Origin of the sequence: Exiguobacterium sp. AB2 (assembly GCF_000696055.1) — a bacterium.
Classification (GTDB): domain Bacteria; phylum Bacillota; class Bacilli; order Exiguobacteriales; family Exiguobacteriaceae; genus Exiguobacterium; species Exiguobacterium alkaliphilum.
Genome location: NZ_JNAA01000019.1, coordinates 1 through 24,911 on the forward strand (window position 1 = coordinate 1; position 24,911 = coordinate 24,911).

Below are 24,911 nucleotides of genomic sequence, written 5' to 3' on the forward strand. Positions count from 1 at the left end.
TGAAAAAAGCGACTCCATAACGGAATCGCTTTGACAGCCGAACTTACTCTACACCGATTTCCGCATTCACGTCGAGCGCATCGACGAGCGTGAGTTCGTCTTCGTAACGCTCTTTGAAGCGGTCGAACGTGAATTCATTGGCAAACAAGAACACCGGTCGTTCCCAGCGGTCCGTCACGAGCATGTTACGTGAGTCCTGGAACGGCTTGAGCGCCTTCAACTCCTTGTCCTTCACCCAACGTGCGACACTGTAAGAGACCGGCTCCATGCGGATGTCGACACCATACTCGTTATTCAAGCGGTACTCGAACACTTCGAATTGGAGTTGGCCGACCGCACCGAGGTAAATCTCGTTATATTCGTTGCGATACACCTGAATCGCACCTTCTTGCGCGAGCTGCTCGACCCCTTTGTGGAAGTGCTTCGACTTGAGGGAGTTGATTGGCGACACACGCATGAACAGCTCTGGCGGGAACGTCGGCAACGCCTCGAACGCAATCTTTTGCTTCGCCGTCGTGATCGTGTCCCCGATTTGATACGTGCCCGAATCGTAAATCCCGATGACGTCTCCGGCGAACGCTTTGTCGACCGTTTCCCGGTCGTTCGCCATGAGCTGTGTCGATTGACTGAGCTTGATTTTCTTGCCCGTCCGCGTAAGCGTCACATCCATGCCCCGCTCGAACACACCCGAACAGATGCGCACGAACGCGATACGGTCACGGTGGGCCGGGTTCATGTTCGCCTGGATTTTGAAGACGAAACCACTGAACTCTTCTGACGTCGGGTCGATTGGACCGACGTTCGATTTGCGTGCTTCTGGCGCCGGTGACATGTCGAGGTAGTGGTTAAGGAACGACGTGACACCGAAATCGACGAGGGCCGTCCCGAAGAAGACCGGTGTCAATTTCCCGTGTTGAATCGCCTCGACGTCAATCTCGTTGCCGGCACCGTCTAACAGGTCAATCTCATCACGTAAGTTCGTCAAGTTCTCTTCCGTCAAATAGTCGGCGAGCACCGGGTCGTTCACACCGTCTTCGTTTAGCGTGAGCGTCGACTTGTCGCCTCGGAACAAATGCACTTCGTTCTTGATGCGGTCATACACCCCTTCGAACTGCATCCCGCTACCGATCGGCCAAGTGACGGCGACTGAAGGCATACCGAGTACTTCTTCTAGTTCTTCCATCAACTCGAGCGGATCTTTCGCCTGGCGGTCGAGTTTGTTCATGAACGTAAAGATTGGGATTCCACGCATGCGGCAAACTTGGAACAGTTTCTTCGTCTGCGTCTCAATCCCCTTCGCGGCATCGATGACCATGACGGCGCTGTCGACCGACGTCAAAACGCGATACGTGTCCTCACCGAAATCGTTATGCCCCGGCGTATCCATGATCGAGACAACTTTGTCCTGATAGACAAATTGCATGACCGAAGATGTGACCGAGATGCCACGCTGCTTCTCGATTTCCATCCAGTCGGATTTGGCGTGTTTTGAGTTCTTGCGGGCCTTGACCGTCCCCGCTTCACGGATGGCCCCTCCGTGTAGGAGCAGTTTTTCTGTTAAAGTCGTCTTACCGGCATCCGGGTGGGAGATGATACCGAAGATCCGACGTTTTTCTACTTCGTGTTTCAATTGGCTCATATATGTGATCCTTTCTGATTCAAGACGTTCCTGATTCGTTCATTTTGCAACGCTATCTATTCTAACGAAATGTGCCCGGTTCGTCCATCCTGAGTCAAAGCGGATACTTTTGCAATCGAACAGTTTTTTGTATACTAAGCTTGAATGACTGTAAATAGAACGGGGGAAAGACGATGCCAGAAAGTCTGGTCATGTATTTCATTGTCTTTTGGGGTTTCGTGATGATCGGCTTAATGTCCATCGGCGGATTTTTCATGTTCCGCAAATTTTTAAAGCGAATGCCAAAAGAGGACGGGCTGTCCCTGCTCGATATCGAAGACGATTATATCGACCGCACCCGGCACATGTGGACGCCAGAGACGCGCACACTGTTGGACCGGCTCGTCACGCCGGTGCCGGAACTGTTCCGTGACGTCGCGATTCGGAAAATCGCCGGTAAAATCGGACAGTTCGCGCTCGAATCGCGGGCGAACGAGATGACGACCGAACTCGTCGTGAAAGGCTACATCGCCGCGACACCGAAACGCGACCACAAGTTTTTAAAGAAAGCGCTCGAGCAAGAACAGATCGATTGGACGAGATACAAACATTATTTTCAACAGTAGTCCTCGATTTCGAGGACTTTTTGTATGGCATCGTTTGTAAATTGTGTCATACGACTAGTAAGTCTAAAGAACTATTTTTCCACGCATTAATTATTACGGAATAACGTTCAACATTTAGACAATATTGAAAACGCTTACAATAAATTGGTATGACCAATATTAGTATAACGTTTGGATTTCAGTAGTGAAAAAATGGATAGCTTTTCCTTTATTCTCGTTTCTATAATGTACGTATCTCGAATATGAAGGAGGTACACTTATGCATGACGTCACGCAAGCAACCCAGACTGAGAGTAGCCGTTCTGCTGAGGCGATCGTCGAGAGTCCGACGTTCATTCAACTCATGCGGGAGAAGAACCGCTTCATTCTCCCATCGATTATTTTCTCACTTATCTTTTATTTTACGTTACCGGTTTCGACGAGTTATTTTACATTTTTAAACAATCAAGTCGCCGGGTACATCACATGGGCGTGGGTACTCGCCTTCGCCCAGTTCTTCATGACATGGACGTTCTGCGTCCTCTACAGCCGACGCGCCCGTCGCTTCGATGAGCTCGTCGAACAAATTAAGCAGGAGGAAACACGATGAACTTGACTGCCGTACTCTTGTTTCTCGCCATTGTCGGATTGACGCTCGTCATCACATTTTTTGCCGCCCGCAAAACGAAGACGGCCAGCGACTTTTATACGGCCGACGGCGGACTGACCGGTTTTCAAAACGGTCTCGCCATCGCCGGGGACTATATGTCGGCCGCCTCGTTCCTCGGTATTGCCGGAATGATTGCCCTCGCCGGCTTCGACGGATTCTTCTATTCAATCGGGTTTCTCGTCGCCTACCTCGTCGTCTTATATCTCGTCGCCGAGCCGCTTCGAAACCTAGGGAAATACACGATGGCCGACATGATTGCCGCTCGCTTCAATAAGCCGCGCGTCCGCGGCGTCGCCGCGATGAACGCCATCGTCATCTCCATTTTTTACATGATTGCCCAACTTGTCGGCGCCGGTGCGCTCATCGAGCTATTGCTCGGCATCCCTTACACGACGAGCGTCGTCGTCGTCGGAATTTTGATGACGGTGTACGTTGTCTTCGGTGGGATGACGGCCACGTCGTGGGTTCAAATTACGAAGGCGGTCCTCTTGATGATCGGGACGGCCATCATCTCGTTCCTCGTTTTCGCCAAGTTCGACTTCTCCGTCTTCAAGATGTTCTCGGAAGTGAGCAAGGCGACCCCGCTCGGTGAGAGCTTCTTGAATCCGGGCAACAAATTCAAACTACCGCTCGATACGATTTCGCTCAACTTGGCGCTCGTCCTCGGGACGGCCGGTCTCCCGCATATTTTGATCCGTTTCTTTACGGTCAAAGATGCACCGACCGCGCGTCAATCGGTCGTCTATGCGACGTGGGTCATCGGCGCGTTTTACATATTGACCATTTTCCTTGGTTTTGGTGCCGCCGCCTTCGTCGGGTCTGACGCCATCATCGCTGCCAATCCGGCCGGAAATATGGCCGCTCCGCTCCTTGCACAAGTGCTCGGCGGAGACTTATTGTTCGCCTTCGTCGCCGCGATCGCCTTCGCGACGATCCTCGCTGTCGTCGCCGGTCTCGTCTTATCGGCCGCCTCCGCGTTCGCCCACGATTTTTACGGTCATATTATCCGTAAAGGCGAAGCGACGGAGAAAGAACAAGTGGCTGCGGCTCGCATCGCTTCGGTCGCCGTCGCCGTCGTGTCGATGGGCCTCGCTTTCTTCGCCCAGTCGATGAACGTGGCGTTCCTCGTCTCGCTCGCGTTCGCTGTCGCGGCGAGTGCGAACTTGCCGGTCATCCTCTTCACGATTTTCTGGCGACGGTTCAACACGGGTGGTGCCATCTTCGGGATGGTCGTCGGCTTGTTCTCTTCCTTGTTCCTCGTCGCCATCAGTCCGAACATTTGGGCGCCAGACGGCTCCGCTATCTTTATCGGCGAAGCGCTCTTCCCGCTCACGAACCCGGGGATCGTCTCGATTCCGCTCGGCTTCCTCGCTGCCATTGTCGGGACGTATTTGACCAAGTCAGACGAAGCGATCGGGAACTATGAACGGATTCTCGTAAAGGCGAACACCGGCATCGATGCCGAGACGGAAGCTGCCGCCTCGAAAGTAGATTAAAAGAAGCGTACCTGATTCGCTCATCAGGTACGCTTTTCATGTGGCCATGATCTGTTTGTACTTTTGATACATCGCGATTCGCCACGGCACGATCATGCCCCAGGCGATTAAGTAAAACAGCCCCCCGGTCGCAAAGATGTTCACTTCCGCCCCGATGAACGCCTTCATCGCGGTCCGGATGGCGAGCAGGACGAAGACGACGATGAAGAAGGCTTTCGAACGGGAAAGATAGACTTCCCCGTCCCGTTTCTCGAAGTTTGACGTCTTGATGAGGAACACACTAAAAATCAAACCGACGAGAAGCGCCTCTCCGACCTCGAGCCACGTGAGCCGAAAAGCGGGAACTAGAAATTGGAGCATCCCGGTCGACATCGCGAGTGGCGGGATTAAAATCTTCTTCGCGTTCGTCGGATAGGCCGAGGCTTTGACCCGAACGAAACTTGCGACGAGCCCCATGAGCAACGCGACGATGGTCGATCCCCAAAATATCGACATATGGTCAACCCCTTTAAAATCCGGTGAAGCCGACGAGTTCGCTCATCCACGCAGCGAATCGGTTCATACCATCAAAATATAACAAGACGCCGAACGCCATCATGAGATAGCCGCCGAATTTGGCGACGGTCGCGCTGTTTCTTGCCAAATACTTAATCTTCCCGACAAAACCGGCCATGATGAGGAACGGAATCGCGAAGCCGATGACGTAAGCGAGCATATAGCCCATCCCTTGACTCGGATTCGATGCCGCGAGCGCGATGACCCCGGCGAGGATCGGTCCTGTGCACGGTGTCCACCCTGCCGCAAAACCGATTCCAATCAAGACCGTACCGAAATAACCGCTCTTCCGTTCCCCGAGCGACAGCTTTTTCTCCCGCATCATGAAGCTCGGTTGCCAAATCCCCGCCAAAAAGACACCGAATACGAAGATGAGGATGGCGCCGAACATGCGCAAGCTGTCCTTATACTGGATAAAGACGTCGGCGATCAGTGAGGTTGATAGTCCGAGGACGAGGAAGACGATCGAGAACCCGAACAAAAACGCGAATGTATGAAACCAAGCTTTCCGTTGCCGCAATCCTTCATTCTTCAAGTCAGAGACCGATACTCCGGTAATATAAGACAAGAAGACGGGATAAAGCGGGAGTGTACACGGAGATAAAAATGATAAGACGCCCGCCCCAAAAGCGAGCCATAGAGTGACTTCCATGCGATCTTCCACCTTTCAGCCCCATTATAGCGAAAACCTTTTCAAAATGCTCGTATCTTTTGTTTGTGGTAAGCGTCACTTTTTTTGTAATGTTTGACATGGAAATGAAACTTGTCATACGTAGAGTTAGATGCTAACATTTGGATATTCAAGTATGCCAGTTTCTATTTTATAACGATGGGGGAAACAAAGTGGCGGTCATCACAGCTGAAAACTTACACCATGCCATTGAACAAAAACGCGATGAACTATACGAAATCGCGTCGCAACACAGTTGGACGTCTCCTGAAGTGATTCATATCAGCCAGGAATTAGATACGTTGATTACACGGCACGTCCTATTGAAACACCCGGAAGAACAATTGATTCGTTGAACACAACAGCTCGTCCCTCGACATGAGGGACGAGCTTTTTTTGGAAACTCGATACGCCAAACGGTATCTTTTCAATTTTATGACATCAGACGTTGACCGGACTGTAACTCGTACATCTTCTTGTAGAGTCCGTCCTGGCGGAGCAGCGCCTGATGGTTGCCTCGCTCGACGATTTCCCCTCGATGTAAGACGAGAATCAAATCCGCATCTTGAATTGTCGAGAGTCGGTGGGCGATCGCGATTGTCGTGCGTCCGCGACGCATCCGGTCGAGCGCGAGTTGGACGCGTTCTTCCGTTTCCGTATCGATCGAACTCGTCGCCTCATCCAGGATGAGGATTTTCGGGTCCCGCGCGACAGTGCGGGCGAAAGCGAGTAACTGCCGCTCCCCGCTCGAGAACGTCGCCCCGCGTTCTCCGACTTGATGACCGTAGCCGGCATCTAGTTTTTCGATGAACGTGTGGGCTTGGACGAATTCGGCCGCCTCGCGCACCCGGTCCGAATCAATCGAAGGATTGAACAGCTTCAAGTTGTCTTCAATCGTCCCCGTGAACAAGAACGGGTCTTGAAGGACGAGGCCGACCTTGTCCCGTAGTTCCGCCTCTTCAAACTGTTCAATCGGTTGCCCATCAATCGTGATTTGACCGGATTGATACGGATAGAACCGCGTCAGCAAGTTGATGATCGAGCTCTTTCCGCTGCCGGTGTGGCCGACGAGCGCGACCGTTTCCCCTGGCTTCGCGACAAACGAGATGTTCTTCAGCACGTCGACTTCGCCGTCATAACTGAACGTGACGTTGTCGAAGCGGACCTCTCCCGAGGCGACTTCCGCTTCTCCCGGAAGCCTCTTCCCAGGGGCCGGCTCGTCCGTGTCGAGAATCTTGAAGACGCGGTCGGCCGAGACGACGGCCTGTTGGAACTCGCTCAACCGTTGCATAATATCGAGCACCGGGCGGAAGATACGCTCGATATAGCTGATGAACGCATAGACGACCCCGACTTGGACTTGTTCGGTCGTCGACAAGACACCGTAGTAGCCGAGCAGACCGATAATCGAGAAGGCGAGCAGCAGTTCGATGATCGGGCGCAGCAACATGCTATCGAGCTTCAAGTTGCGGTAACGCGCCTCTTGATGCGCTTCGTTCGTCTCTTCAAACTGGCGAATCAACCGCTCTTCTTGACGGAACTGTTGCACGATGCCCATGCCGTTAATCGACTCGTTCAATTGGGCGTTCAATTGAGACAACAAATCGCGCACTTGCGCGAAATACTTCGTCGAGTATCGGCGGTACGCCCAGATGATGAGCCAAAACAACGGGACGAGCACGAGCCCCATCGTCGCGAGCGTCGGCTCGAGGATGTAAAGGAAAATGTACGTCCCGAGCAACTGCACCCCTGACTGAACGAACGTACTCATGACACCGACGTACAACTCTTTGACGGCTTCCGTGTCATTCGTGATCCGGGAGACGAGCACGCCGGCCGGGGTCCGGTCGAAGTAGGCGAGACGCATTCCCATCACATGTTTGAAAATGTCGATTCGGATGTTTTGGACGATCTTAAGCGCAATCTTTTGAAACGAGATGGACTGCAAATAATCGAATACGATCGCCGACACGTGGAGCACCATATAGACGACGAAAAGTGTGACGACCCAGTTCGTCGGATAGACGCCCGGCGTGACGAACTCATCGATGAACACCTTGATTAAAAAAGGTCCGGCGAGCTTCGCGCCTGTCGCGAGCAACAGGAAGACGAACGCGAGGCCGAGCGGTCGACCATACCGTTTCGTATAGCCAAGTAGCCGCTTGATGACCGCCCATTCCTGAATATCATGCTTCATGATGGCCACCTCCTTCTACAATCGCCTCGAGCTGTTGACGATCATACGTGTCTTTATACCAACCGTCTTGTCGAATCAAGTCGGCGTGACTCCCCCTTTGGATGACGCGTCCTGCTTCGAGGACGAGAATCTCGTCCGCATGTTCGACGGCCGACAGTCGATGCGCCACAATGAGACGCGATTGATCCGGATTGCCGGTTCGAAAATGGTCGATAATCGCTTCCTCTGTCTTCGCATCGACGGCAGATAACGCATCATCGAGGATGAGCACGTCCGCCTCGACCATGAGCGCCCGCGCGATTGAGATACGCTGCTTCTGTCCGCCAGACAGCGTGACGCCGCGTTCCCCGACAAGCGTCGCATATCCGTCCGGGAGGCGCATGATGTCGTCATGGACCTCTGCGATTTTCGCCGCCTCCATGATTTCATCCATTTTTGCGTCCGGGCGACCGAACGCGATGTTGCTTGCGATCGAGTCTGAGAATAAGAAATGGTCTTGCGGGACGAGCGCGACCCGCTCGAGCAGGACCTGTTTCTGCACTTGTCGGATGTTGATGCCCCCGATTTTGACTTTCCCTTCGCTCACATCGTACTCACGCGTCAACAGACGGACGAGCGTCGTCTTCCCGGAACCGGTCCGACCGACCACGCCGAGCGTCTTCCCACGTTCGAGCCGGAACGAGACGTCTGTAAGGACGGCATGTTCGTCATAGGCGAACGAACGGATGTCCGCCTCAACCTCCGAGTGCGCGAGCTTCGTCGCCGCGACCGGATCGTCTTGAATCTCAGGTTTGACGGCGAGCATACGCTCGATTCGGTCGTATGAAGCGCGACCACGTTCGACGATGTTGAATAGCCAGCCGAAGGCGAGCATCGGCCACGTGAGTAAACTGAGGTAAGCGGTGAAGCTGACGATTTGTCCGATTGTCAGTTCGCCTTGTTCAATCAAGTATGCGCCGTAACCGATCGAGAGGATATACGATAACCCCACGATACCGAAGATGGTCGGGTCATACAGGGCGTCGATTTTGGCGACGCGGACGTTCTTTGACATGACCTCGTCCGAGAGCGTCTCGAACGAATCAACGTCACGCCCGACTTCCCCGGTCGACTTTAAGACACGGACGCCACTGACGCTCTCTTGGACTTTGTCGTTTAGCTCCGAGAACGCCGCCTGCGCGACGCCGAAGCGGCTATGTAGTAACTTTCCGTAACGTGTCGTCAAGGCGACCATAATTGGTAGCGGTAAGAGCGCGACGACCGTCAACTTCCAACTGATCGTCGTCACCATCGTGATGATGACGAACGTCCCCATCGTCACACTGTCGACGAGCGTCAAAATCCCGGCACCGGCCGTCATCGAGACGGCTTGCACGTCGTTCGTCGCGTGGGCCATCAAATCGCCGACACGGGACTTCTTATAAAACCGTTGATCCAAATCGGTGAAATGTCGATAGAGCTGGCTCCGGAGCAATCGCCCGAGCCGAATCGAGGCACCGAAGATGAAGTAGCGCCAGAAGAAGCGCGCGACATAGTTGCCAATCCCGACGGCTGCGAGTCCACCGAGGAGGAGCCATAATAGGTTTCGCTCAAGCGACCCTTCGTTCATCTCGTCGACGATGCGGCCGATGATGCGTGGCGGTACGAGCTCGAGTGCGGCGACGAACATGAGCAGCACGATCCCGAGCGCATACGTTCGCCATTCAAGCTTGAAAAACCATGATAATTGTTTAAATACACGAATGTGAATCGCCCCCTTATCTTGAAATAAGACTATTCATTTATGGTAGCGAAAGTTTGTTCGATTGTCTAACAAAATATGGGTACGAAAAAACACTCCGCGATGGCGGAGTGTCTCAAACACAAACATTATGATTTCTTTTCGTTCTTCATTTGAACGTTCATGGCACGCATCACTTGGTTGACTTTCTTCTGTGACGGTTTTTGACCCATCTGCATCATCAACGTGCGAATCATGTCTTCATTGATTGGCGGGTTTTGTTCGAGGTAGTTCATCATGTATTTACGAGCGATGAAGAAACCGATCGCGATACCTCCGATGAGTGCTGCTACGACGATAAGAATCCAGAACAATGTACTCAAGGTTTTTACCTCCTCTACCATATGAAACATCGTTTTTTACTATACACTATATTACGCTAATTCGCTAGTCGTCAGAAAAAAAATCGTGATGCCCTCCAGAAACGGATGACATCACGACGGTTCTTGATTTAAAGCGATTTGACAGCGTCGACGACGTTCTCGACCGACATGCCATACTCCTTCATGAGGAGGTCGCCAGGAGCCGAGGCCCCGAACTTGTCGATTCCGAGTACTTTACCGCCGAAGCCGACGTATTTGTACCATCCGAGCGTCGATCCCGCTTCGAGCGAGACGCGCTTCGTCACAGATGACGGAAGGACAGACTCTTTGTATTCAGCCGATTGTGCTTCGAACAATTCCCAAGAAGGCATCGACACGACAGCCGCGTTCACGCCTTCTGAAGCGAGTTGTTCGCGCGCTTCGACGAGGACGTGGACTTCAGAACCCGTACCGAGGAGAAGCACGTCCGCCCCGTTCGAGTCGCCCGCGACGACGTATGCACCTTTCGCCGCCTGCTCGACTGACGTCCCTTCAAGCTCAGGAAGCGCCTGACGCGTCAAGACGAGAAGTGATGGTGTCGATGTCGTCGTCACCGCCTGTTTCCAAGCCGCGATCGTCTCTTTCCCATCCGCTGGGCGGAGAACTGAAACGTTCGGCATCGCGCGGAAGCTCATCAAGTGCTCGACCGGTTCGTGTGTCGGACCATCTTCACCGACCGCAATCGAATCGTGCGTCAAGATGAACGTCGACGGGAGACCCATGAGGGCAGCCAAACGGACCGCTGGACGGAGGTAGTCTGAGAAGACGAAGAACGTCGCGCCGTAAGGAAGGACGCCACCGTGGAGGGCCATGCCGTTGACGGCAGCTGCCATCGCGAACTCACGGACACCGAACCAGATGTTGCGACCAGCCGGATCTTCGTCGAAGTCCGCCGCACCTTTAATCATCGAGTTGTTCGAACCGGCGAGGTCAGCCGACCCACCGAAGAGCGTCGGAACGACTTTCGCAATCGCGTTCAATACTTCTCCGCTCGTCTGACGTGTCGCTTTCTTCGAGCCGATTTCAAACGTCGGCAACTCGCTGTCCCAACCTTCTGGGAGTTCGTTGTTCATCGCACGCTCGAATTGGGCACCGAGCTCTGGATGAGCCGATTTGTAAGCTTCGACGAGTTCGTTCCAGTCCGACTCATACTTCGCGCCCGGCTCGATGACTTTCTCGTTGAACAAGTCATACACTTCAGTCGGCACGTAGAAGTTCTCGCCTTCCCACTTGTAGAACTGTTTCGTGAGCTCGATTTCGGCTTCGCCGAGTGGTGCGCCGTGCGACGCCGATTTCCCTGACTTGTTCGGTGAACCGAAGCCGATGACCGTTTTCACTTCGATGAGCGTCGGTTTCGACGTCTCCGCTTTCGCTTCATCGATCGCCTTCGCGATCGTGTCGATGTCCGTTCCGTCCTCGACACGGATGACTTGCCAGCCGTATGCGTTGAAACGGTCTTCGACGCTCTCCGAGAACGACTTGTGAAGGTCACCGTCGAGTGAGATGTCGTTTGAATCATAAAGGACGACGAGCTTGCCGAGCTTCAAGTGACCAGCGAGTGAGGCAGCTTCTGCCGACACGCCTTCCATCAAGTCACCGTCTCCGCAAATCCCGTATGTGAAGTGGTCAACCACTTTGAACTCATCACGGTTGTATGTCGCTTCCAAATGTTTCTCTGCCATCGCCATCCCGACTGCCATGGCAATCCCTTGGCCGAGCGGTCCAGTCGTCGCGTCGACACCGGCCGTGTGACGGTACTCTGGGTGTCCAGGCGTCTTCGAATCCATTTGACGGAACGATTTGAGATCGTCGAGTGAAAGGTCGTAACCAGATAAGTGAAGGAGCGAGTACAAGAGCATCGAACCGTGTCCCGCTGAAAGCACGAACCGGTCGCGGTTGAACCAGTTCGGGTTTTTCGGGTTGTGACGCATCTTATCTGTCCAAAGCGTGAACGCCATCGGAGCCGCACCCATCGGCATACCCGGGTGACCAGAGTTCGCTTTTTGGACCGCATCAATCGAGAGCGTCCGAATCGAGTTAATCGCTAATAATTCTTTAGTAGTTGTTTCCACTAATTTCATCCTCTCTGTTGTTACAAAGTTTCTACCCGTCATATTTTAGCACACTCATTCGTGTGTCACAACTAATTAATTAGTATAACACATTGATTGAAATCGTTTACTTCCTTCGCTTTGTTTACCCGTCAATCGTCGAACCTTATCCTTGTTCGTGTATAACAAACATGCACATCCTATATGAAATAGGATGTGCATTCGAAGTCACTCGGAGCGTTGTCGATCTTGCTCTTCTTTTAGTTTTTGTGGCGTCACGTCGTTTCCTTCCGGATCGACCACCTTCATGCCCATCATCTGGGACTTGAACGATTGTCGGAACGCTTTCAAATATTGCTGACGAAGCGCTTGTTGCTCGTCCATCTCTTGTTGTGACAGACCGTCTGTCTTCGCTTTGTTGGCGAGGAAATTGATTCGTTCTAACTGTTCAGGTGCTAGCATCAGGCTCGCCCCCTCTCTACTGAATTTGTTCTTCTACTGTACAAAATCAGCGGCGAGGAATCAAGTTTTCAATCCTGAGACGTGCTCGAGGTAACGCCGGTTCACGGTCGCTTTCGACACTTCGTAACCGAACCCGCGCAACGTGGCCGCGATTTCGGCGAACGTCAGGCCTCGTTCGCGTAGCTGGACGATCTCCTCAATCGGCACTTCGATGCGGCTCCGACCGCCTTGGTCGTGGTGCTGAATGTTTCGCTGTGGGTTGAACCCGTTCGCGACGGCCCGGCGCATCCCGCGTGAGATTTTGGCGTTATGGATTTTCCGCTGATACTCCTCGACGACGCTCACAATCTCGAGCACCATCTTCTCGGCATCGGATACGATATATTCGTCTGGTGATTGCATCGTCAAGAGCCGAACGTCATGCTTCATGAGCGTGTGCAAAATCGCGATTTTAGCGTTCCCTCGCCCGAGACGGCTATCGTCGGTCACGAGGACGGCGTCGAGGTTCGAGGCGGATACGTGTTCGAGTAAGTCGAGGAGCCCGCCACGGTTCACTTCGTATCCGCTCTCTTGTTCGGTGATGACATCGACGACGTCGGCCTCGAGCCGACGCGCCATCCGCGTCAATTCGTCGACTTGGCGATCGAGAGACGTCTCTTGCGCCGCCTTGTTCGTCGATACGCGACAATAAATGACGACTCGCATCTCGTCACTCCCTTTCTTTCCATTCCCTTTCTACGATACACAGGAACGGGGTCGTTTCGCAAACAGAAACGATTATTCCGAGGCGAACCAGGTCGTCTTCCGTTCATTCTTTTCAGCCCGTTCAGCGATGATTCGCGCTTCAAGCGTCTCCGCTTCCGTCTTGGCGACTTCCGCCTCGATACTGCGCGTGTCTTCGACGGCTGGTGCCGCCACGTCCACTTGTCTCATTTCGCCGACCATATAAAATGCGAACATCCCTAATACCAACATCCCGACTAAGATGATTCCATTCACTGTATCTCTCATTATATTTCGCCTCCGTATCATAGGAATACACGTTCCCAAGAACGTTTGTTCGTTTATCTGTTCTCATCATAAAACAGGAACTTCTGTTCGGTCAAGCTAAAAAAACGAACGAATGTTTGTGCGCTCATGTGTTCTATGTTAAACTTAGACCATAAAGAATAGGATGCGTTCGCAGGATATTCGACATAATCGAGGTGACTTCCATTGAAAAAAATGTCAGCAAGACAACAGCAGATACTTGATTTTATAAAAGACGAGGTCCGTGCCAAAGGTTATCCGCCTTCGGTCCGTGAAATCGGCGAAGCCGTCGGTTTGGCATCGAGCTCGACGGTGCACGGTCATTTGGACCGTCTTGAAAAGCGCGGCCTTATCCGCCGTGACAAGACGAAACCGCGGGCAATCGAGATTTTGAGCGATGACACGGTCGTCATCGAAGACCATGAGGCCGTCACGTACGTCCCGGTCATCGGAAAAGTCACGGCCGGTACACCGATCACTGCAATCGAGAACGTGGAAGAACATTTCCCGCTCCCGACACACATGGTCGGCGCCGATAACGTCTATATGCTTTCTGTCTCAGGAGATTCGATGGTGAACGCCGGAATCTTAGATGGAGACCGGGTGCTCGTGCGTCAACAAAGCACAGCTGACAATGGAGAGATTGTCGTCGCGATGACCGACGAAGGCGAGGCGACCGTCAAACGCATCTATAAAGAAGCTTCGAAAATCAGACTGCAACCAGAGAACGACGAGCTCGAGGCGATGTATTTTGATAACGTGTCGATTTTAGGGAAGGTCATCGGTGTATACCGGACGATTCATTAATGGCGAGTGGTAAGACGCATACGCGTACGAATTTCGTGGCAATCGGAGCTTTAGCGATTGCCACGCCTTTTATTGAACTCGATGTCCCGCTCGCCCTCCTTCTCGGCGCGATCGTCGGGACGCTCTGGCTCTCCCCGGACCTCGATTTGAAATCGGACGCCTATTTCCGTTGGGGGCCGCTCCGTGGATTTTGGTTGCCTTACGTGAAACTCATGCCGCACCGGTCGTTGTTTTCGCACTTACCGGTACTGAGCGACTTGATTCGCGTCATCTATCTCGGTTTCCCGCTTGTCATTCTGCTCACTTTCACGCCGTACGAGACGGCGGCGATCGCCTGGCTCGACGAGTTCGGCTTGTCGTTCTTCCTCGGGCTCACGTTCGCGACGACGTTACATACGACACTCGACTATACGTCCACGTTTTTCAAACGTGCGTTCTAATCAGGACGTCTCCACTCGGGGACGTCCTTTTAAACGCGCAAAAAAAGCGCCCATGCTTTCCGAAGAAGGCACGAGCGCTTTTTTGCTTGGATTAGTAGAGCGTCATATACTGATCGCGTTCCCACTCTGTCACTTGCATACGGAACATGTCCCACTCGATCTCTTTCAATTCGAGGAAATGTTCGCCGATATGCTCGCCGAGTGAATCCATGACGACTTTGTCGCCACGAAGTACTTCGAGTGCGTCGAAGAGCGTCGCTGGAAGATCATCGATTCCGTTCGCGACACGCTCAGGCTTGTCCATCACGTAGATGTTGCTGTCGATTGGTTTTGGAGCAACCAAATCTTTCTCGATTCCGTCGAGGCCAGAAGCCAAGAGTGACGAAAGCGCGAGGTACGGGTTCGCCGCCGGGTCGACCGAACGTACTTCGATACGCGTCGAGAGGCCACGGGCCGCCGGGACACGAACGAGTGGTGAACGGTTGCGGGCGCTCCACGCTACGTAGCAAGGTGCTTCGTAACCTGGGACGAGACGCTTGTACGAGTTGACCGTCGGGTTACAGATGGCCGTGAACGCACGAGCGTGCTCGAGGATTCCCGCCGTGAAGGCGCGGGCCGTGTCTGAAAGCTCCATTTCGCCGTTCGGATCGTAGAAGACGTTCGTGTCGCCTTTGAAGAGCGACATGTTCGCGTGCATCCCTGAACCGTTGACGCCGAAGAGCGGCTTCGGCATGAATGTCGCGTGAAGACCGTACTTCGCCGCAATCGTCTTGACGACGAGCTTGAACGTTTGGATGTTATCGGCTGTCGTCACGGCATCCGCATATTTGAAGTCGATCTCGTGTTGCCCTGGTGCGACTTCGTGGTGTGACGCTTCGATTTCAAAGCCCATGTTCTCAAGCTCGATGACGATCTCTTTACGGCAGTTCTCACCGAGGTCGACCGGCGCCAAGTCGAAGTAGCCGCCTTGGTCGTTCAATTCGAGCGTCGGTTGACCGTTCAAATCCTTTTTGAAGAGGAAGAACTCTGGCTCAGGACCGACGTTGAACGCCGTGAAGCCAAGCTTTTGCATGTGCTCAAGGTTGCGTTTGAGCGTACCGCGCGGGTCACCGCTGAACGGTGTGCCGTCTGGGTTATAAATATCACAAATCAAGCGGGCGACTTTTCCGCTGCCATCTGTCCACGGGAAGACAACCCACGTGTTAAGGTCTGGATAAAGGTACATGTCTGACTCCTCGATGCGGACGAAACCTTCGATTGAAGAACCGTCGAACATCATCTTGTTGTCGAGTGCTTTGTCCAATTGGCTGATTGGCACCTCGACGTTTTTGATTGTTCCGAGGATGTCTGTGAATTGAAGACGAATAAAGCGTACGTCCTCTTCTTGTGCGATCCGTTTAATGTCTTCTTTTGTGAACGTTTTTCTGGCCATGGTGAAATGTCCCCTCTCACATTGTGTAATGGTTGATGTGTTGCCGTCAGCGATAAAAGCGCGAAAGCTCACCTTGGATGAGCGATGTCTTATTGAAGCGTCCGGCTTCTTGCAGTTGTGTCTTTAACAGTTGATGCAATTCTTTTTCCGAGATTTTCGGCGCATCACTGACCGGTGCCGGTGCGGCGGAAGCTTCCGCCTCTTTCGGCTCTTCATTGTCCAACATGTGGCGAATCGCCGCCAAGTTGAACCCTTGGTCGATGAAGTCCTTGATCGCGAGTAGACGTTCGACATCATTGAAGGAATAAAGTCGTCGTTTCGATTCCGTCCGACTAGGCGAAATCAGACCCTGTTCTTCATAATACCGAATCTGCCTACCTGTCAGTTGCGTTAAATCTTGGACGATTCCAATCGGAAACAACGGGTTGGAGCGACGAAATTGATCGGCCATCCCTTACCCCTCCTTTGCTGTCTTACACTGTGAGAATAATACATGACAGTTTTCCTGTCAAGAGATGTTAAGAAAGTTAACATGACATTTCGGTTACAATGCAGTTGTGAGTTTAGTCTGGTCAAACGTGACGAGTCCTTTCGTGCGTAACTGGCTCAAGGCGAGCATCAATGCGACCTTGACATGCGCATACGTCAAGCCGCCTTGAACGTAAGCCGTATACGGTGCGCGGAGCGGTCCATCGGCTGATAGCTCGATCGACGACCCTTGGATGAACGTCCCGGCCGCCATGATGACGTCATCCTCATAGCCTGGCATATACGCCGGCACCGGGAGCGCATGCGCGTTCACGGGCGAGGCCATCTGGATGCTTTGGCAGAAAGCGATCATCTTGTCGCGGTCTCGGAACGTCACCGATTGAATCAAATCGGTCCGACGCTCGGCGTGGTGCGGCGTCGTCTCGAAACCGAGCAACGCGAGCAGGCTTGCTGACAGATGCGCCCCTTTCAACGCCTGGGCGACCGTGTGCGGGGCCATATAGAAGCCTTGGTACATCTCTTGGAGCGAATAGAGCGACGGGCCGGCCTCGCTGCCGATACCAGGGGTCGTCATTCGGAACGAACAACGTTCCACGAGTTCACGTGTCCCGGCGATATAGCCGCCCGTCTTCGCGAGCCCACCTCCCGGGTTCTTAATGAGGGAACCGGCCATGAGGTCGGCTCCGACATGTGTCGGCTCCAACGTCTCGACGAACTCGCCGTAACAGTTGTCGACGAAGACGAACACGTGCGGATGGGCCGCCTTGATTTTTGTAATCGCCTCCCCAATCTCCTGCACCGGGATGCTGCGCCGGTTGGCGTAGCCTTTTGAGCGCTGGATGCCGACGAGCTTCGTCTCGGGACGAATCCGCGCGATGACGGTATCGACGTCAATCCGGTCGTCTCTCAGTTCGACTTTGTCATACGTCACGCCGAGCTCTTTCAATGAACCGCGACCATCGCCGCGAATCCCGACGATTTCCTCGAGCGTGTCGTATGGCTTCCCGGTGATATAGAGCAACTCGTCTCCAGGCAAGAGCACACCGAACAAGGCAATCCCGATGGCGTGCGTCCCTGAGATGATTTGTGGCCGGCAGAGCGCGAGCTCGGCACCGAACACGTCGGCATAGATGGCTTCGAGCGTATCCCGACCGATGTCGTCATAGCCGTAGCCCGTCGTCGGATTGAAATGGAAATCCGACACTTTATGTTTTTTGAACGATTCGAGGACGCGGAACTGGTTGTATTCCGCCGTCTCCTCGATTCGTTCCACGAATGGTTTGATTCGCGCTTCCGCCGCTTTCACGAACGGCGCAATCTCTTCATAATGTTCAATCTTTTCCTGCCACATACGTCACACCTCAAATTGTTTCAGCGTCGCATATAGACGCGTGTCTTCTCTCATATATCCGACGAGTTCGACCGAACCGTCATCTAAAAACTCCTCTTCAAGCCGATACATCGCCTCTTTCGCCGGATGATAGTGCTCGAACGAACTGACCGGCAAGACGACGTGGACGCGCGTCAACACGTCACAAATCTTATCTTCGACCGCGCCGATGAGCGTCTCGATGTCGCTCGGGTCAATCGCCGAGATGAGGAGCGGCCCACCGAGGAAGTCCTCGGTCAACCGGTCTTTCTTGTTGTACACCTCGAGTTGCGGCACCTCGCTCGCCCCGAGCTCTGAAAGAACGGAGTTCGTCGTGTCGATTTGGTTCAAGTAGTGCGGGTTCGACGCGTCGATGACGTGTAGCACCAAGTCAGCCCCGACGACTTCTTCGAGTGTCGACCGGAACGCCGCGACGAGTTTCGTCGGCAAGTCGCGGATGAATCCGACCGTGTCGGTAATGAGCACTTTTCCGCCCCGCGGCAGTTCGAGCTCACGTGTGAGCGGATCGAGCGTCGCGAACAGTTCGTCTTGCTCATACGTGTCCGCCTCGGTCAAACGGTTAAAGATTGTCGACTTCCCGGCGTTCGTATATCCGACGAGGGCGATTTGGAAGACGCGGTTCTCTTTCCGGCGTTCTCGGTAACGGTCACGGTGCGCGACGGTCCCTTCGAGTTGCTTCGAGATCTCATCGATTCGACGCTTGATGTGACGACGGTCCGATTCGAGTTTCGTCTCACCCGGTCCGCGTGTCCCGATGCCGCCTCCAAGACGTGACAACTGCGTGCCCTGTCCGATTAGGCGTGGCAACAGATAGTTCATCTGTGCGAGCTCGACTTGGAGCTTCCCTTCTTTCGATTGGGCGCGTCCTGCGAAAATGTCGAGGATGAGCTGGGTCCGGTCAATCAATTTCATCTCTTCGGGATCGTTCAGCGAGATGCGGATGTTCTTCGATTGCGCCGGTGACAGCTCGGCGTTGAAGATGACGATGTCCGGCTCGAACTGTTCGACGAGCATGGCGAGCTCTTCGATTTTCCCTTTGCCGATGAACGTGCGGCGGTCGACTTGTTGCCGCTTTTGATCGAGTCTCGCGACGACTTCACCCTTCGCGGTGTCGACGAGTTCGACGAGCTCGCCCATCGACTGTTCATATGTCCAATCATCGACCGTCGGTAGCTGACAGCCGACGATGATTACTTTCTCTCGTTGCATATCCATTCCTCATTCCTTTTTGAATCTCACCTCCCATCTTACCACGAATCGAGGAATGGAGAACGTCCGTTTGTGGTACGATAAGAAGAGAAGGAGGAACGACGATGACGAAACGAACGAAAGATTATCCACTCCCGGAATACATCGAGACGTATTTGTATCACCTCGGGGCGAGCGGACGGCAACCGTCGACGCTGAAACGCTACCGCTACGACTTGATCGACGTCCATAAATACTTCCGTGACCACAACGTCGAACTCGACACACCGAACGACTGGCTTGCCGTCCCGCTCGAATCGTGGAAGACGTTCGTCAACGACTTCCTCATCGAAGAGAAACTGTACCAACAGGCGACGGTCGCCCGCATCGTCACGGTCATCAACAGCTTGACGACATTTTTGAACCCGCTCCGTAAAAAGATGCTCCACTACGCGCAACCGGCGCATACGCTGACGATTGACCAAATCGCACTCGAGACGGAGTTCGACCGGCTCGTCAAGACGATTCGTTCGACGAAAGGATTGAGCGAGAACCAACTGCAAGCGCATCCGTATCTTGTCAACCGGAATGAGCTGATTGTGACGCTCTTCTATAAATACGGGCTCCGCGTCCACCATATCATCCGGCTGCGAATGAATGATTTGCATCTCGCGAGCCATGCGTTCGACGTCTACGACCGGCTCGGCAACAAATTCACGTTGAAACTCAGCCAAGCGGACCAGTCGCTCCTCATGAACTATCTCGCCGACATCCCGACACCGGTGCGCCCGCGCTGGTACTCGGACGACCCCGTCTTCGTCTCGTTCGATTTCGCCCGGATGACGTTCCGCTGGGTGTATGCGAAGAACCAGCCGAAGCAGCTGACAATCGTCATGATCACGAAGATGATGCGCCAGTTGAACGAACGGAGCGGTCTCGCCCGCTCGGTCACACCGTCAATGCTCCGGAACGCCCATGTTTTGAAGACGTATGCGGAAGACATGACCCCAATCGAGCGCATGAACGTCACGTGCATGCATAAGGAGTCGTCGCTTCGCCGTTATGAGCAGGCGTATGCCGAGTTCGGTGAGACGCTCTATGCATCAAAAACGATTCTGTAACGAGCCGGCATGAACGCATGTCGGCTTTTCGACTGATGATTTCAAGGAGGAGAGGCCATGTTGTTCCAAAAGATTCAAGCCGCATTGTTCAGTCTGTTCATCATCCCGTTCGTCTTACCGCTCGTACTCCCGGACGCATTCGAATTACCGTATTGGCAGAGCGTCCTCGTCTATGCCTTGTTCGCCCTCCCCGTCGTGTTTCTGTACGGGACGACGATGTCGCTATTGTCGGCATACCTCAGCGAAAAGACGCCATTCCGCTCGAAACGGATGACGTCTTTGATGTTCCACCTTATCGCTGGCTGGTTGTTCGTGCTTCCATACGGCCTGTTGTTCGACCTATCGATTTTCGAGACGGGAGTGTTCAACTTCGCATCCTTACTCGGTGTGTTGAGCGCAGCCGTCTTTTTCATCATCGATCAGCTGCTCGATCATTATTTCAAAACCTCATAATCAACCGGTCCATTCCGCTCGCAACAGCCCATAGACGACATGGTCTACGTAGCGGTCGTATAGCCATTCGGCGTCGCGGAGCACGCCTTCTTGTTTGAATCCGAGTCGTTCCGGGAGCGCCCGGCTTTTCACGTTCCCCGTCGCGACACGAATCTCGATTTTATTGAGCCCGAGGTCGCAGAACCCATACTCGATGAGCGTCTCGAGCGCTTGACTCATAATGCCCTTCCCTTGAAAGTCTTGGCCGAGCCAATAGCCGACCGTGCCGCACTTAATGCCCCGGTCGATATCGTTGAAGCCGATCGTCCCGGCGAGCTCGCCCTGATACACAATCGCGAACGATTTCGGATAGCCGCCCGTCTCCAGCAATCCTTTGATTCGCCCTTCGATATTTTGTCGCGAATCCTCGACCGTCTCGGTATAATCGAGCCAACCGAGCCACTCGCGAAGGTATGGCTTCGACGCCATCGTCAATTGGAACAACGCCTCCGCATCATCGATGGTAAACATTCGTAGTTGAAGCTGGTCATTGATGTCATAGTGTAACATGTCGTTTCCCCCTGTCACTTTCCATTTATTGTGTTCTTAATCATTTTATCGTAAACTATTTGTAAATAATTTGAAAGCGGTGAAAGTATGTAAATCGACATCATGTCATCCACCCAAAATTGAATAGTTCTGGAGGAGAATTCTCGTCCTCGGACTCGTCGTGCTCATCGCCTTTTTAGACGGGTTCGCTCGTCCGGTCCAGGCTTCGTTCATCCCGCGGCTAACGACGAATCGCCAACGAGCCAACAGTCTCGTCCAAGGGTCGAACCAGTTCATCCAGCTGGCGATGTGGCCGCTCGGTACGATTGTTGTCGCCTCGTTTTCTAGCGCACTTGCTCTGATGATTGCGTTGATGATGTTCATGCTCTCGACGCTCGTCACGTATCAATTCGTCCGTTCCCTTGAGCGCGACGTGACGATAGAAGATGGCGAATCAGACATTTCCCTAAGAGACAGCCTCGCCATCGTGCGAACGGCGCCTTTCGTTCGGTTACTGACGGTATTCGTCACGCTCGAATCGTTCGTCAGCACGCTCTGGATCTCGGCGCTCCTACTCGTCTATCTGGAACGTCAGCTCCACATCGATACGAGCTGGTGGGGGACGATGAACGCGAGCTTCTTGATCAGCATGATTCTGGCCAGTGCGTATCTGTATCGCGCTCAACGAAGCAGTTCGCTTGGGATCAGCTCCATGCTGTCGGTCGGGACGGCCTTGTTGTTCGGCGTGACGTCTCATATCGTATTCGCACTCATCGCGCTCGCGGTTCAAGGATACGCCACCCAACTCCGGATCATCCAGACGAACACGGTGCTCCAAGAGACAATGCCGGCCGCGCAACTGCCATACGTCTATAGCGTCCAACAGACGGCCTACACCCTCGCCTTCAGCATCGGCAGTCTGACGTTCGGGCTACTCGCGGACGGATTGCCGATCGCTGTCGTCTATTTGATTGGTGCAGCGTTGACCGTCCCACTCGTCTGGCTCGGTCGACAAATCGATTTGACGGAAGATGTAGTTCAATCAACTTAACAAATAGGCGCCTTCTCGCTTCTGAGAGGGCGCCTGTTTACTGTCATGCGTACTTTAGTTTACCAATCAAAGTAAAAGCTCGGGCTTCCGCGACGGATACAAGTTAACCCAATCGCCGCCTCGATAGTCGGGTCCGACATCGTGATAATCTCAAGTACCGTGTCCAAACCGTAAATCCGATAATGATACAACATGGCATCATCCGGTTTGATGAACGCCCACAACTGAAATCGCGTCTGTTGTAGCTGGTCGAGATAACCGGACTTTGTATAACGAACGACTTGATTCCCTTCAAAGTGGTCGTGAGACGTGACCACCACCCCATCGGCATACGATTCATCGATGACTTCCATGTAGATGATGTCTTCAAAGCGGAGCTTCACGTTCACCATCTCGCTTTGCGGATGAACCCCATTCGTCTCGAGGCGCTCACGGAAAGAGGTGTTCTGTTTCTTGCGGTGGTCGAGAAGCTGAAGCTGGAACATCAGGCGTTTCGGACCGATGTCATAATTGAAAGCAAACACGTGCATCATCCCGTCATACAAGAATAAATCTTCAAATCTCATTGGAAATCACTTCTCCCGCAAGTTTATACTGAAACGCACCGTACCCATCCCCTTGCGTCAAATCGCCTCCGATGAACAATGAGACGGTTTCTGTCGCGGTCGGGATGAGGAATCGAATGCCTTTCCACTCTTCAGATTGGTTTACTAATGAGACAAGCTGATGCAAGGAATGTTCTGAAAGTTGTGACATCTCACCTCTCACCTTATATGTCTTCGACCACATCCATTTCCCGATGCGTTCCATCGAATGATCGCATCCCGTCCGCTTCGCCCAGATTTCAAAACCGAACAAAAATTCATTCTTTGATGAAACGATATGAAATGATTGAGCACCAAGCGTGACCAACAAATAAGTAATAAATGATGTAGGTTCTTTCAACTTCGGTAAATAAAACTCCCTCCATTGGCTGTCCCACAAATTGTCCCACGAAAAATCATAGAGAGATTCCATTTGTGCAGAGAATGAATCTGGATAATGAAATGTCTGACTGTGTGCTAATAAAAAATCGAGGAAGGAAGCATCGTGTCCGGCTAGCGCGATGGACACAACTTTTTCTGTATATAATTTGCGATGATACGAATTATACAAAAAGACTAGTTTTTCATTCGAATAGATGCCAATCGGTAACGTCAAATCGATCCATCGAAGCTGAAGTAATTCTTGCTTCGTCATATGTAAGTTCAGCTCTGAATAATCTGTCACACGATAAGAATCATTCAGCAGACAATCAGACCAAATCGTTTTGATTTGAAACAAATCAATCGTCTGGAACGTCTGCTCGTGTAGCTTCTGGACATTCACTTCATCAAAGTTCAACGTACATTCCCCTTTCGCTCAATGAATTATGAATGGATGGCGAAAAAATATCTTATACTGATAGAAACTACTGAAACGGAGTGAAGCATCGTGACCGACCTCTCAACTGAAGACAAAAACGAATTATTTGCGATCATCGAATCGCGCTTTGATAGCCACATGGAGCGACATCCGGATGTCGTCTGGTCAGATGTGGTAATGAAGCTTGAGACGAATCCGGACAAGCTCCTCACACTCTTTGAAATGGAACGGACCGGCGGCGAACCGGACGTGATTCGACTTCCAAACGGTGACCTCGCCTTTTGTGACTGCTCACCGGAAAGTCCGAGCGGACGCCGTAGTCTTTGTTACGATGAGCAGGCGCTAGCGGGCCGGAAGAAGAACAAGCCGGATGGGAGTGCCATCGCCTTGGCTGAACAGATGGGGCTTGAGCTACTTGACGAAGCGACGTATCGCCATTTGCAGACGCTCGGTACGTTCGACTCAAAGACGTCGAGTTGGATTGTAACGCCAGAGACGATTCGTCAAAAAGGCGGCGCCTTGTTCTGCGACCGCCGCTATGACCACACCTTTGTTTATCACAACGGTGCCGATTCGTATTACGCGGCCCGTGGATTTCGTGGGATGTTCAAGATTTGAGCAAGGCCAAGTGCCTTGCTCTTTTACTTGAAGAGCCACTGAAAGACGACCGGAATGTATCTGATAAAGAAGAGGCTTACGAAAAAGAGCGAGGGTACTTTTAGCAACCACATATACCAGGCATTGTCTTTACGCATCCAGAACAAAAAGAGGGCGTGAAGCAGTGCATTCTGTGTGACGTTTGAACCATGCAGCATTTGACTAAAGTAAGCTCCCCATCCAGGGAATGAATCGATCCCAAACGATGCCGTGAAATCCGGCGACGTATCATATTTAATGCGTACGTACCACGCCATCGCATAAACTGATACGAACAGCGATGCCCAAATCGTCATCCATAAAAATATGAAAAATTCTTTCCACGACTCCACGTCGATGATACAAATGGCGAGTGAACTACTCGCCACTTATTCGCTTCGCAAATTGAAGTGGGAGCTTCTTGGGAAGACCGTACTTTTACTAGCCACGGTTGTTTACCAAGCTCGTCGGGCAAGT

The 24,911-nt window shown here is 52.8% G+C and carries 27 protein-coding genes; 10 read left to right on the forward strand and 17 right to left on the reverse strand.

Translation table 11 applies throughout. From position 1 onward, the window contains the following. Positions 1-43: 43 nt before the first annotated feature. On the reverse strand, positions 44-1,639 hold the full coding sequence (locus DI14_RS02830) for a peptide chain release factor 3 (protein ID WP_034804977.1): 1,596 nt from the start codon (positions 1,637-1,639) through the stop codon (positions 44-46). 173 nt (positions 1,640-1,812) lie between these two features. Between DI14_RS02830 and DI14_RS02835 the strand changes: the two genes are divergently transcribed. The 3 genes from DI14_RS02835 (at position 1,813) to DI14_RS02845 (ending at position 4,389) form a co-directional block, all read left to right on the forward strand. Next, complete coding sequence (locus DI14_RS02835) at positions 1,813-2,244, forward strand: DUF2621 family protein (protein WP_034804980.1); 432 nt, start codon at positions 1,813-1,815, stop codon at positions 2,242-2,244. A 259-nt stretch (positions 2,245-2,503) separates the two neighbouring features. After that, the gene (locus DI14_RS02840; RefSeq protein ID WP_034804984.1) at positions 2,504-2,833 is read left to right on the forward strand and encodes a DUF485 domain-containing protein; all 330 of its coding nucleotides are present in this window, start codon (positions 2,504-2,506) and stop codon (positions 2,831-2,833) included. Then, the gene (locus DI14_RS02845; protein WP_034804986.1) at positions 2,830-4,389 is read left to right on the forward strand and encodes a cation acetate symporter; all 1,560 of its coding nucleotides are present in this window, start codon (positions 2,830-2,832) and stop codon (positions 4,387-4,389) included. Before DI14_RS02840 ends, DI14_RS02845 begins: the two co-directional genes overlap by 4 nt. Before the next feature lie 36 nt (positions 4,390-4,425). Here the strand turns inward: DI14_RS02845 and DI14_RS02850 are convergent, their stop codons facing one another. Both DI14_RS02850 and DI14_RS02855 read right to left on the reverse strand, forming a co-directional pair. Continuing rightward, positions 4,426-4,878 (reverse strand): CcdC family protein, encoded by a 453-nt coding sequence (locus DI14_RS02850; protein ID WP_034805147.1) that lies wholly within the window; start codon positions 4,876-4,878, stop codon positions 4,426-4,428. 19 nt (positions 4,879-4,897) lie between these two features. After that, positions 4,898-5,596, reverse strand: coding sequence for a cytochrome c biogenesis CcdA family protein (locus tag DI14_RS02855; protein WP_034804988.1), 699 nt, complete (start codon positions 5,594-5,596; stop codon positions 4,898-4,900). A 191-nt stretch (positions 5,597-5,787) separates the two neighbouring features. Between DI14_RS02855 and DI14_RS02860 the strand changes: the two genes are divergently transcribed. Next, on the forward strand, positions 5,788-5,970 hold the full coding sequence (locus tag DI14_RS02860) for an aspartyl-phosphate phosphatase Spo0E family protein (protein WP_034804990.1): 183 nt from the start codon (positions 5,788-5,790) through the stop codon (positions 5,968-5,970). A gap of 77 nt (positions 5,971-6,047) precedes the next feature. Here the strand turns inward: DI14_RS02860 and DI14_RS02865 are convergent, their stop codons facing one another. From DI14_RS02865 to DI14_RS02895, 7 genes are all read right to left on the reverse strand, one after another. Then, complete coding sequence (locus DI14_RS02865; protein ID WP_034804992.1) at positions 6,048-7,811, reverse strand: ABC transporter ATP-binding protein; 1,764 nt, start codon at positions 7,809-7,811, stop codon at positions 6,048-6,050. Beyond that, a complete protein-coding gene (locus DI14_RS02870) occupies positions 7,801-9,555 on the reverse strand; it encodes an ABC transporter transmembrane domain-containing protein (RefSeq protein ID WP_034804994.1) in 1,755 nt (584 codons plus the stop codon). The genes DI14_RS02865 and DI14_RS02870 overlap by 11 nt, the downstream gene beginning before the upstream one ends. 125 nt (positions 9,556-9,680) lie before the next feature. After that, positions 9,681-9,914 (reverse strand): YneF family protein, encoded by a 234-nt coding sequence (locus DI14_RS02875; protein WP_024372458.1) that lies wholly within the window; start codon positions 9,912-9,914, stop codon positions 9,681-9,683. 128 nt (positions 9,915-10,042) lie between these two features. Continuing rightward, complete coding sequence (gene tkt, locus DI14_RS02880) at positions 10,043-12,034, reverse strand: transketolase (RefSeq protein WP_034804996.1); 1,992 nt, start codon at positions 12,032-12,034, stop codon at positions 10,043-10,045. 198 nt (positions 12,035-12,232) lie between these two features. Continuing rightward, positions 12,233-12,466, reverse strand: coding sequence for a DUF896 domain-containing protein (locus DI14_RS02885; protein WP_034804998.1), 234 nt, complete (start codon positions 12,464-12,466; stop codon positions 12,233-12,235). 60 nt (positions 12,467-12,526) lie between these two features. Then, entirely contained in the window at positions 12,527-13,171 is a 645-nt protein-coding gene (locus DI14_RS02890) for a recombinase family protein (protein ID WP_034805000.1), read from the reverse strand. A 72-nt stretch (positions 13,172-13,243) separates the two neighbouring features. Further along, positions 13,244-13,477: a hypothetical protein gene (locus tag DI14_RS02895; protein ID WP_034805002.1), complete on the reverse strand. Its 234-nt coding sequence runs from the start codon at positions 13,475-13,477 to the stop codon at positions 13,244-13,246. A gap of 204 nt (positions 13,478-13,681) precedes the next feature. On the opposite strand from DI14_RS02895, the gene lexA reads away from it, so the two are divergent. Further along, positions 13,682-14,302 (forward strand): transcriptional repressor LexA, encoded by a 621-nt coding sequence (gene lexA / locus DI14_RS02900; RefSeq protein WP_034805005.1) that lies wholly within the window; start codon positions 13,682-13,684, stop codon positions 14,300-14,302. Then, complete coding sequence (locus tag DI14_RS02905; RefSeq protein WP_034805008.1) at positions 14,302-14,742, forward strand: metal-binding protein; 441 nt, start codon at positions 14,302-14,304, stop codon at positions 14,740-14,742. The genes lexA and DI14_RS02905 overlap by 1 nt, the downstream gene beginning before the upstream one ends. Before the next feature lie 91 nt (positions 14,743-14,833). On the opposite strand, the gene glnA is transcribed toward DI14_RS02905, so the two are convergent. The 4 genes from glnA to hflX form a co-directional block, all read right to left on the reverse strand. Next, positions 14,834-16,174, reverse strand: a complete 1,341-nt coding sequence (gene glnA, locus DI14_RS02910; protein WP_034805011.1) for a type I glutamate--ammonia ligase — start codon at positions 16,172-16,174, stop codon at positions 14,834-14,836. Positions 16,175-16,220: 46 nt separating this feature from the next. Then, positions 16,221-16,625, reverse strand: coding sequence for a MerR family transcriptional regulator (locus tag DI14_RS02915; RefSeq protein WP_034805014.1), 405 nt, complete (start codon positions 16,623-16,625; stop codon positions 16,221-16,223). 93 nt (positions 16,626-16,718) lie between these two features. Continuing rightward, a complete protein-coding gene (locus tag DI14_RS02920) occupies positions 16,719-18,014 on the reverse strand; it encodes a methionine gamma-lyase family protein (RefSeq protein ID WP_034805017.1) in 1,296 nt (431 codons plus the stop codon). Positions 18,015-18,017: 3 nt separating this feature from the next. After that, positions 18,018-19,262: a GTPase HflX gene (hflX, locus tag DI14_RS02925; protein ID WP_034805019.1), complete on the reverse strand. Its 1,245-nt coding sequence runs from the start codon at positions 19,260-19,262 to the stop codon at positions 18,018-18,020. Between the two features lie 104 nt (positions 19,263-19,366). On the opposite strand from hflX, the gene DI14_RS02930 reads away from it, so the two are divergent. Beyond that, on the forward strand, positions 19,367-20,362 hold the full coding sequence (locus DI14_RS02930) for a tyrosine-type recombinase/integrase (RefSeq protein ID WP_034805020.1): 996 nt from the start codon (positions 19,367-19,369) through the stop codon (positions 20,360-20,362). A gap of 57 nt (positions 20,363-20,419) precedes the next feature. Further along, entirely contained in the window at positions 20,420-20,815 is a 396-nt protein-coding gene (locus tag DI14_RS02935) for a hypothetical protein (RefSeq protein WP_034805022.1), read from the forward strand. Here DI14_RS02935 and DI14_RS02940 read toward each other — a convergent pair whose 3' ends face one another. Continuing rightward, positions 20,816-21,364 (reverse strand): GNAT family N-acetyltransferase, encoded by a 549-nt coding sequence (locus tag DI14_RS02940; protein ID WP_034805023.1) that lies wholly within the window; start codon positions 21,362-21,364, stop codon positions 20,816-20,818. 160 nt (positions 21,365-21,524) lie between these two features. On the opposite strand from DI14_RS02940, the gene DI14_RS02945 reads away from it, so the two are divergent. Next, positions 21,525-22,394: a hypothetical protein gene (locus DI14_RS02945; protein ID WP_034805025.1), complete on the forward strand. Its 870-nt coding sequence runs from the start codon at positions 21,525-21,527 to the stop codon at positions 22,392-22,394. Between the two features lie 59 nt (positions 22,395-22,453). Here DI14_RS02945 and DI14_RS02950 read toward each other — a convergent pair whose 3' ends face one another. Both DI14_RS02950 and DI14_RS02955 read right to left on the reverse strand, forming a co-directional pair. Next, positions 22,454-22,960, reverse strand: a complete 507-nt coding sequence (locus tag DI14_RS02950) for a hypothetical protein (RefSeq protein ID WP_034805027.1) — start codon at positions 22,958-22,960, stop codon at positions 22,454-22,456. Further along, positions 22,950-23,777, reverse strand: a complete 828-nt coding sequence (locus DI14_RS02955; RefSeq protein WP_034805029.1) for a hypothetical protein — start codon at positions 23,775-23,777, stop codon at positions 22,950-22,952. The genes DI14_RS02950 and DI14_RS02955 overlap by 11 nt, the downstream gene beginning before the upstream one ends. 90 nt (positions 23,778-23,867) lie before the next feature. Between DI14_RS02955 and DI14_RS02960 the strand changes: the two genes are divergently transcribed. Further along, complete coding sequence (locus DI14_RS02960; protein ID WP_034805031.1) at positions 23,868-24,416, forward strand: DUF4256 domain-containing protein; 549 nt, start codon at positions 23,868-23,870, stop codon at positions 24,414-24,416. Positions 24,417-24,911 lie beyond the last annotated feature (495 nt).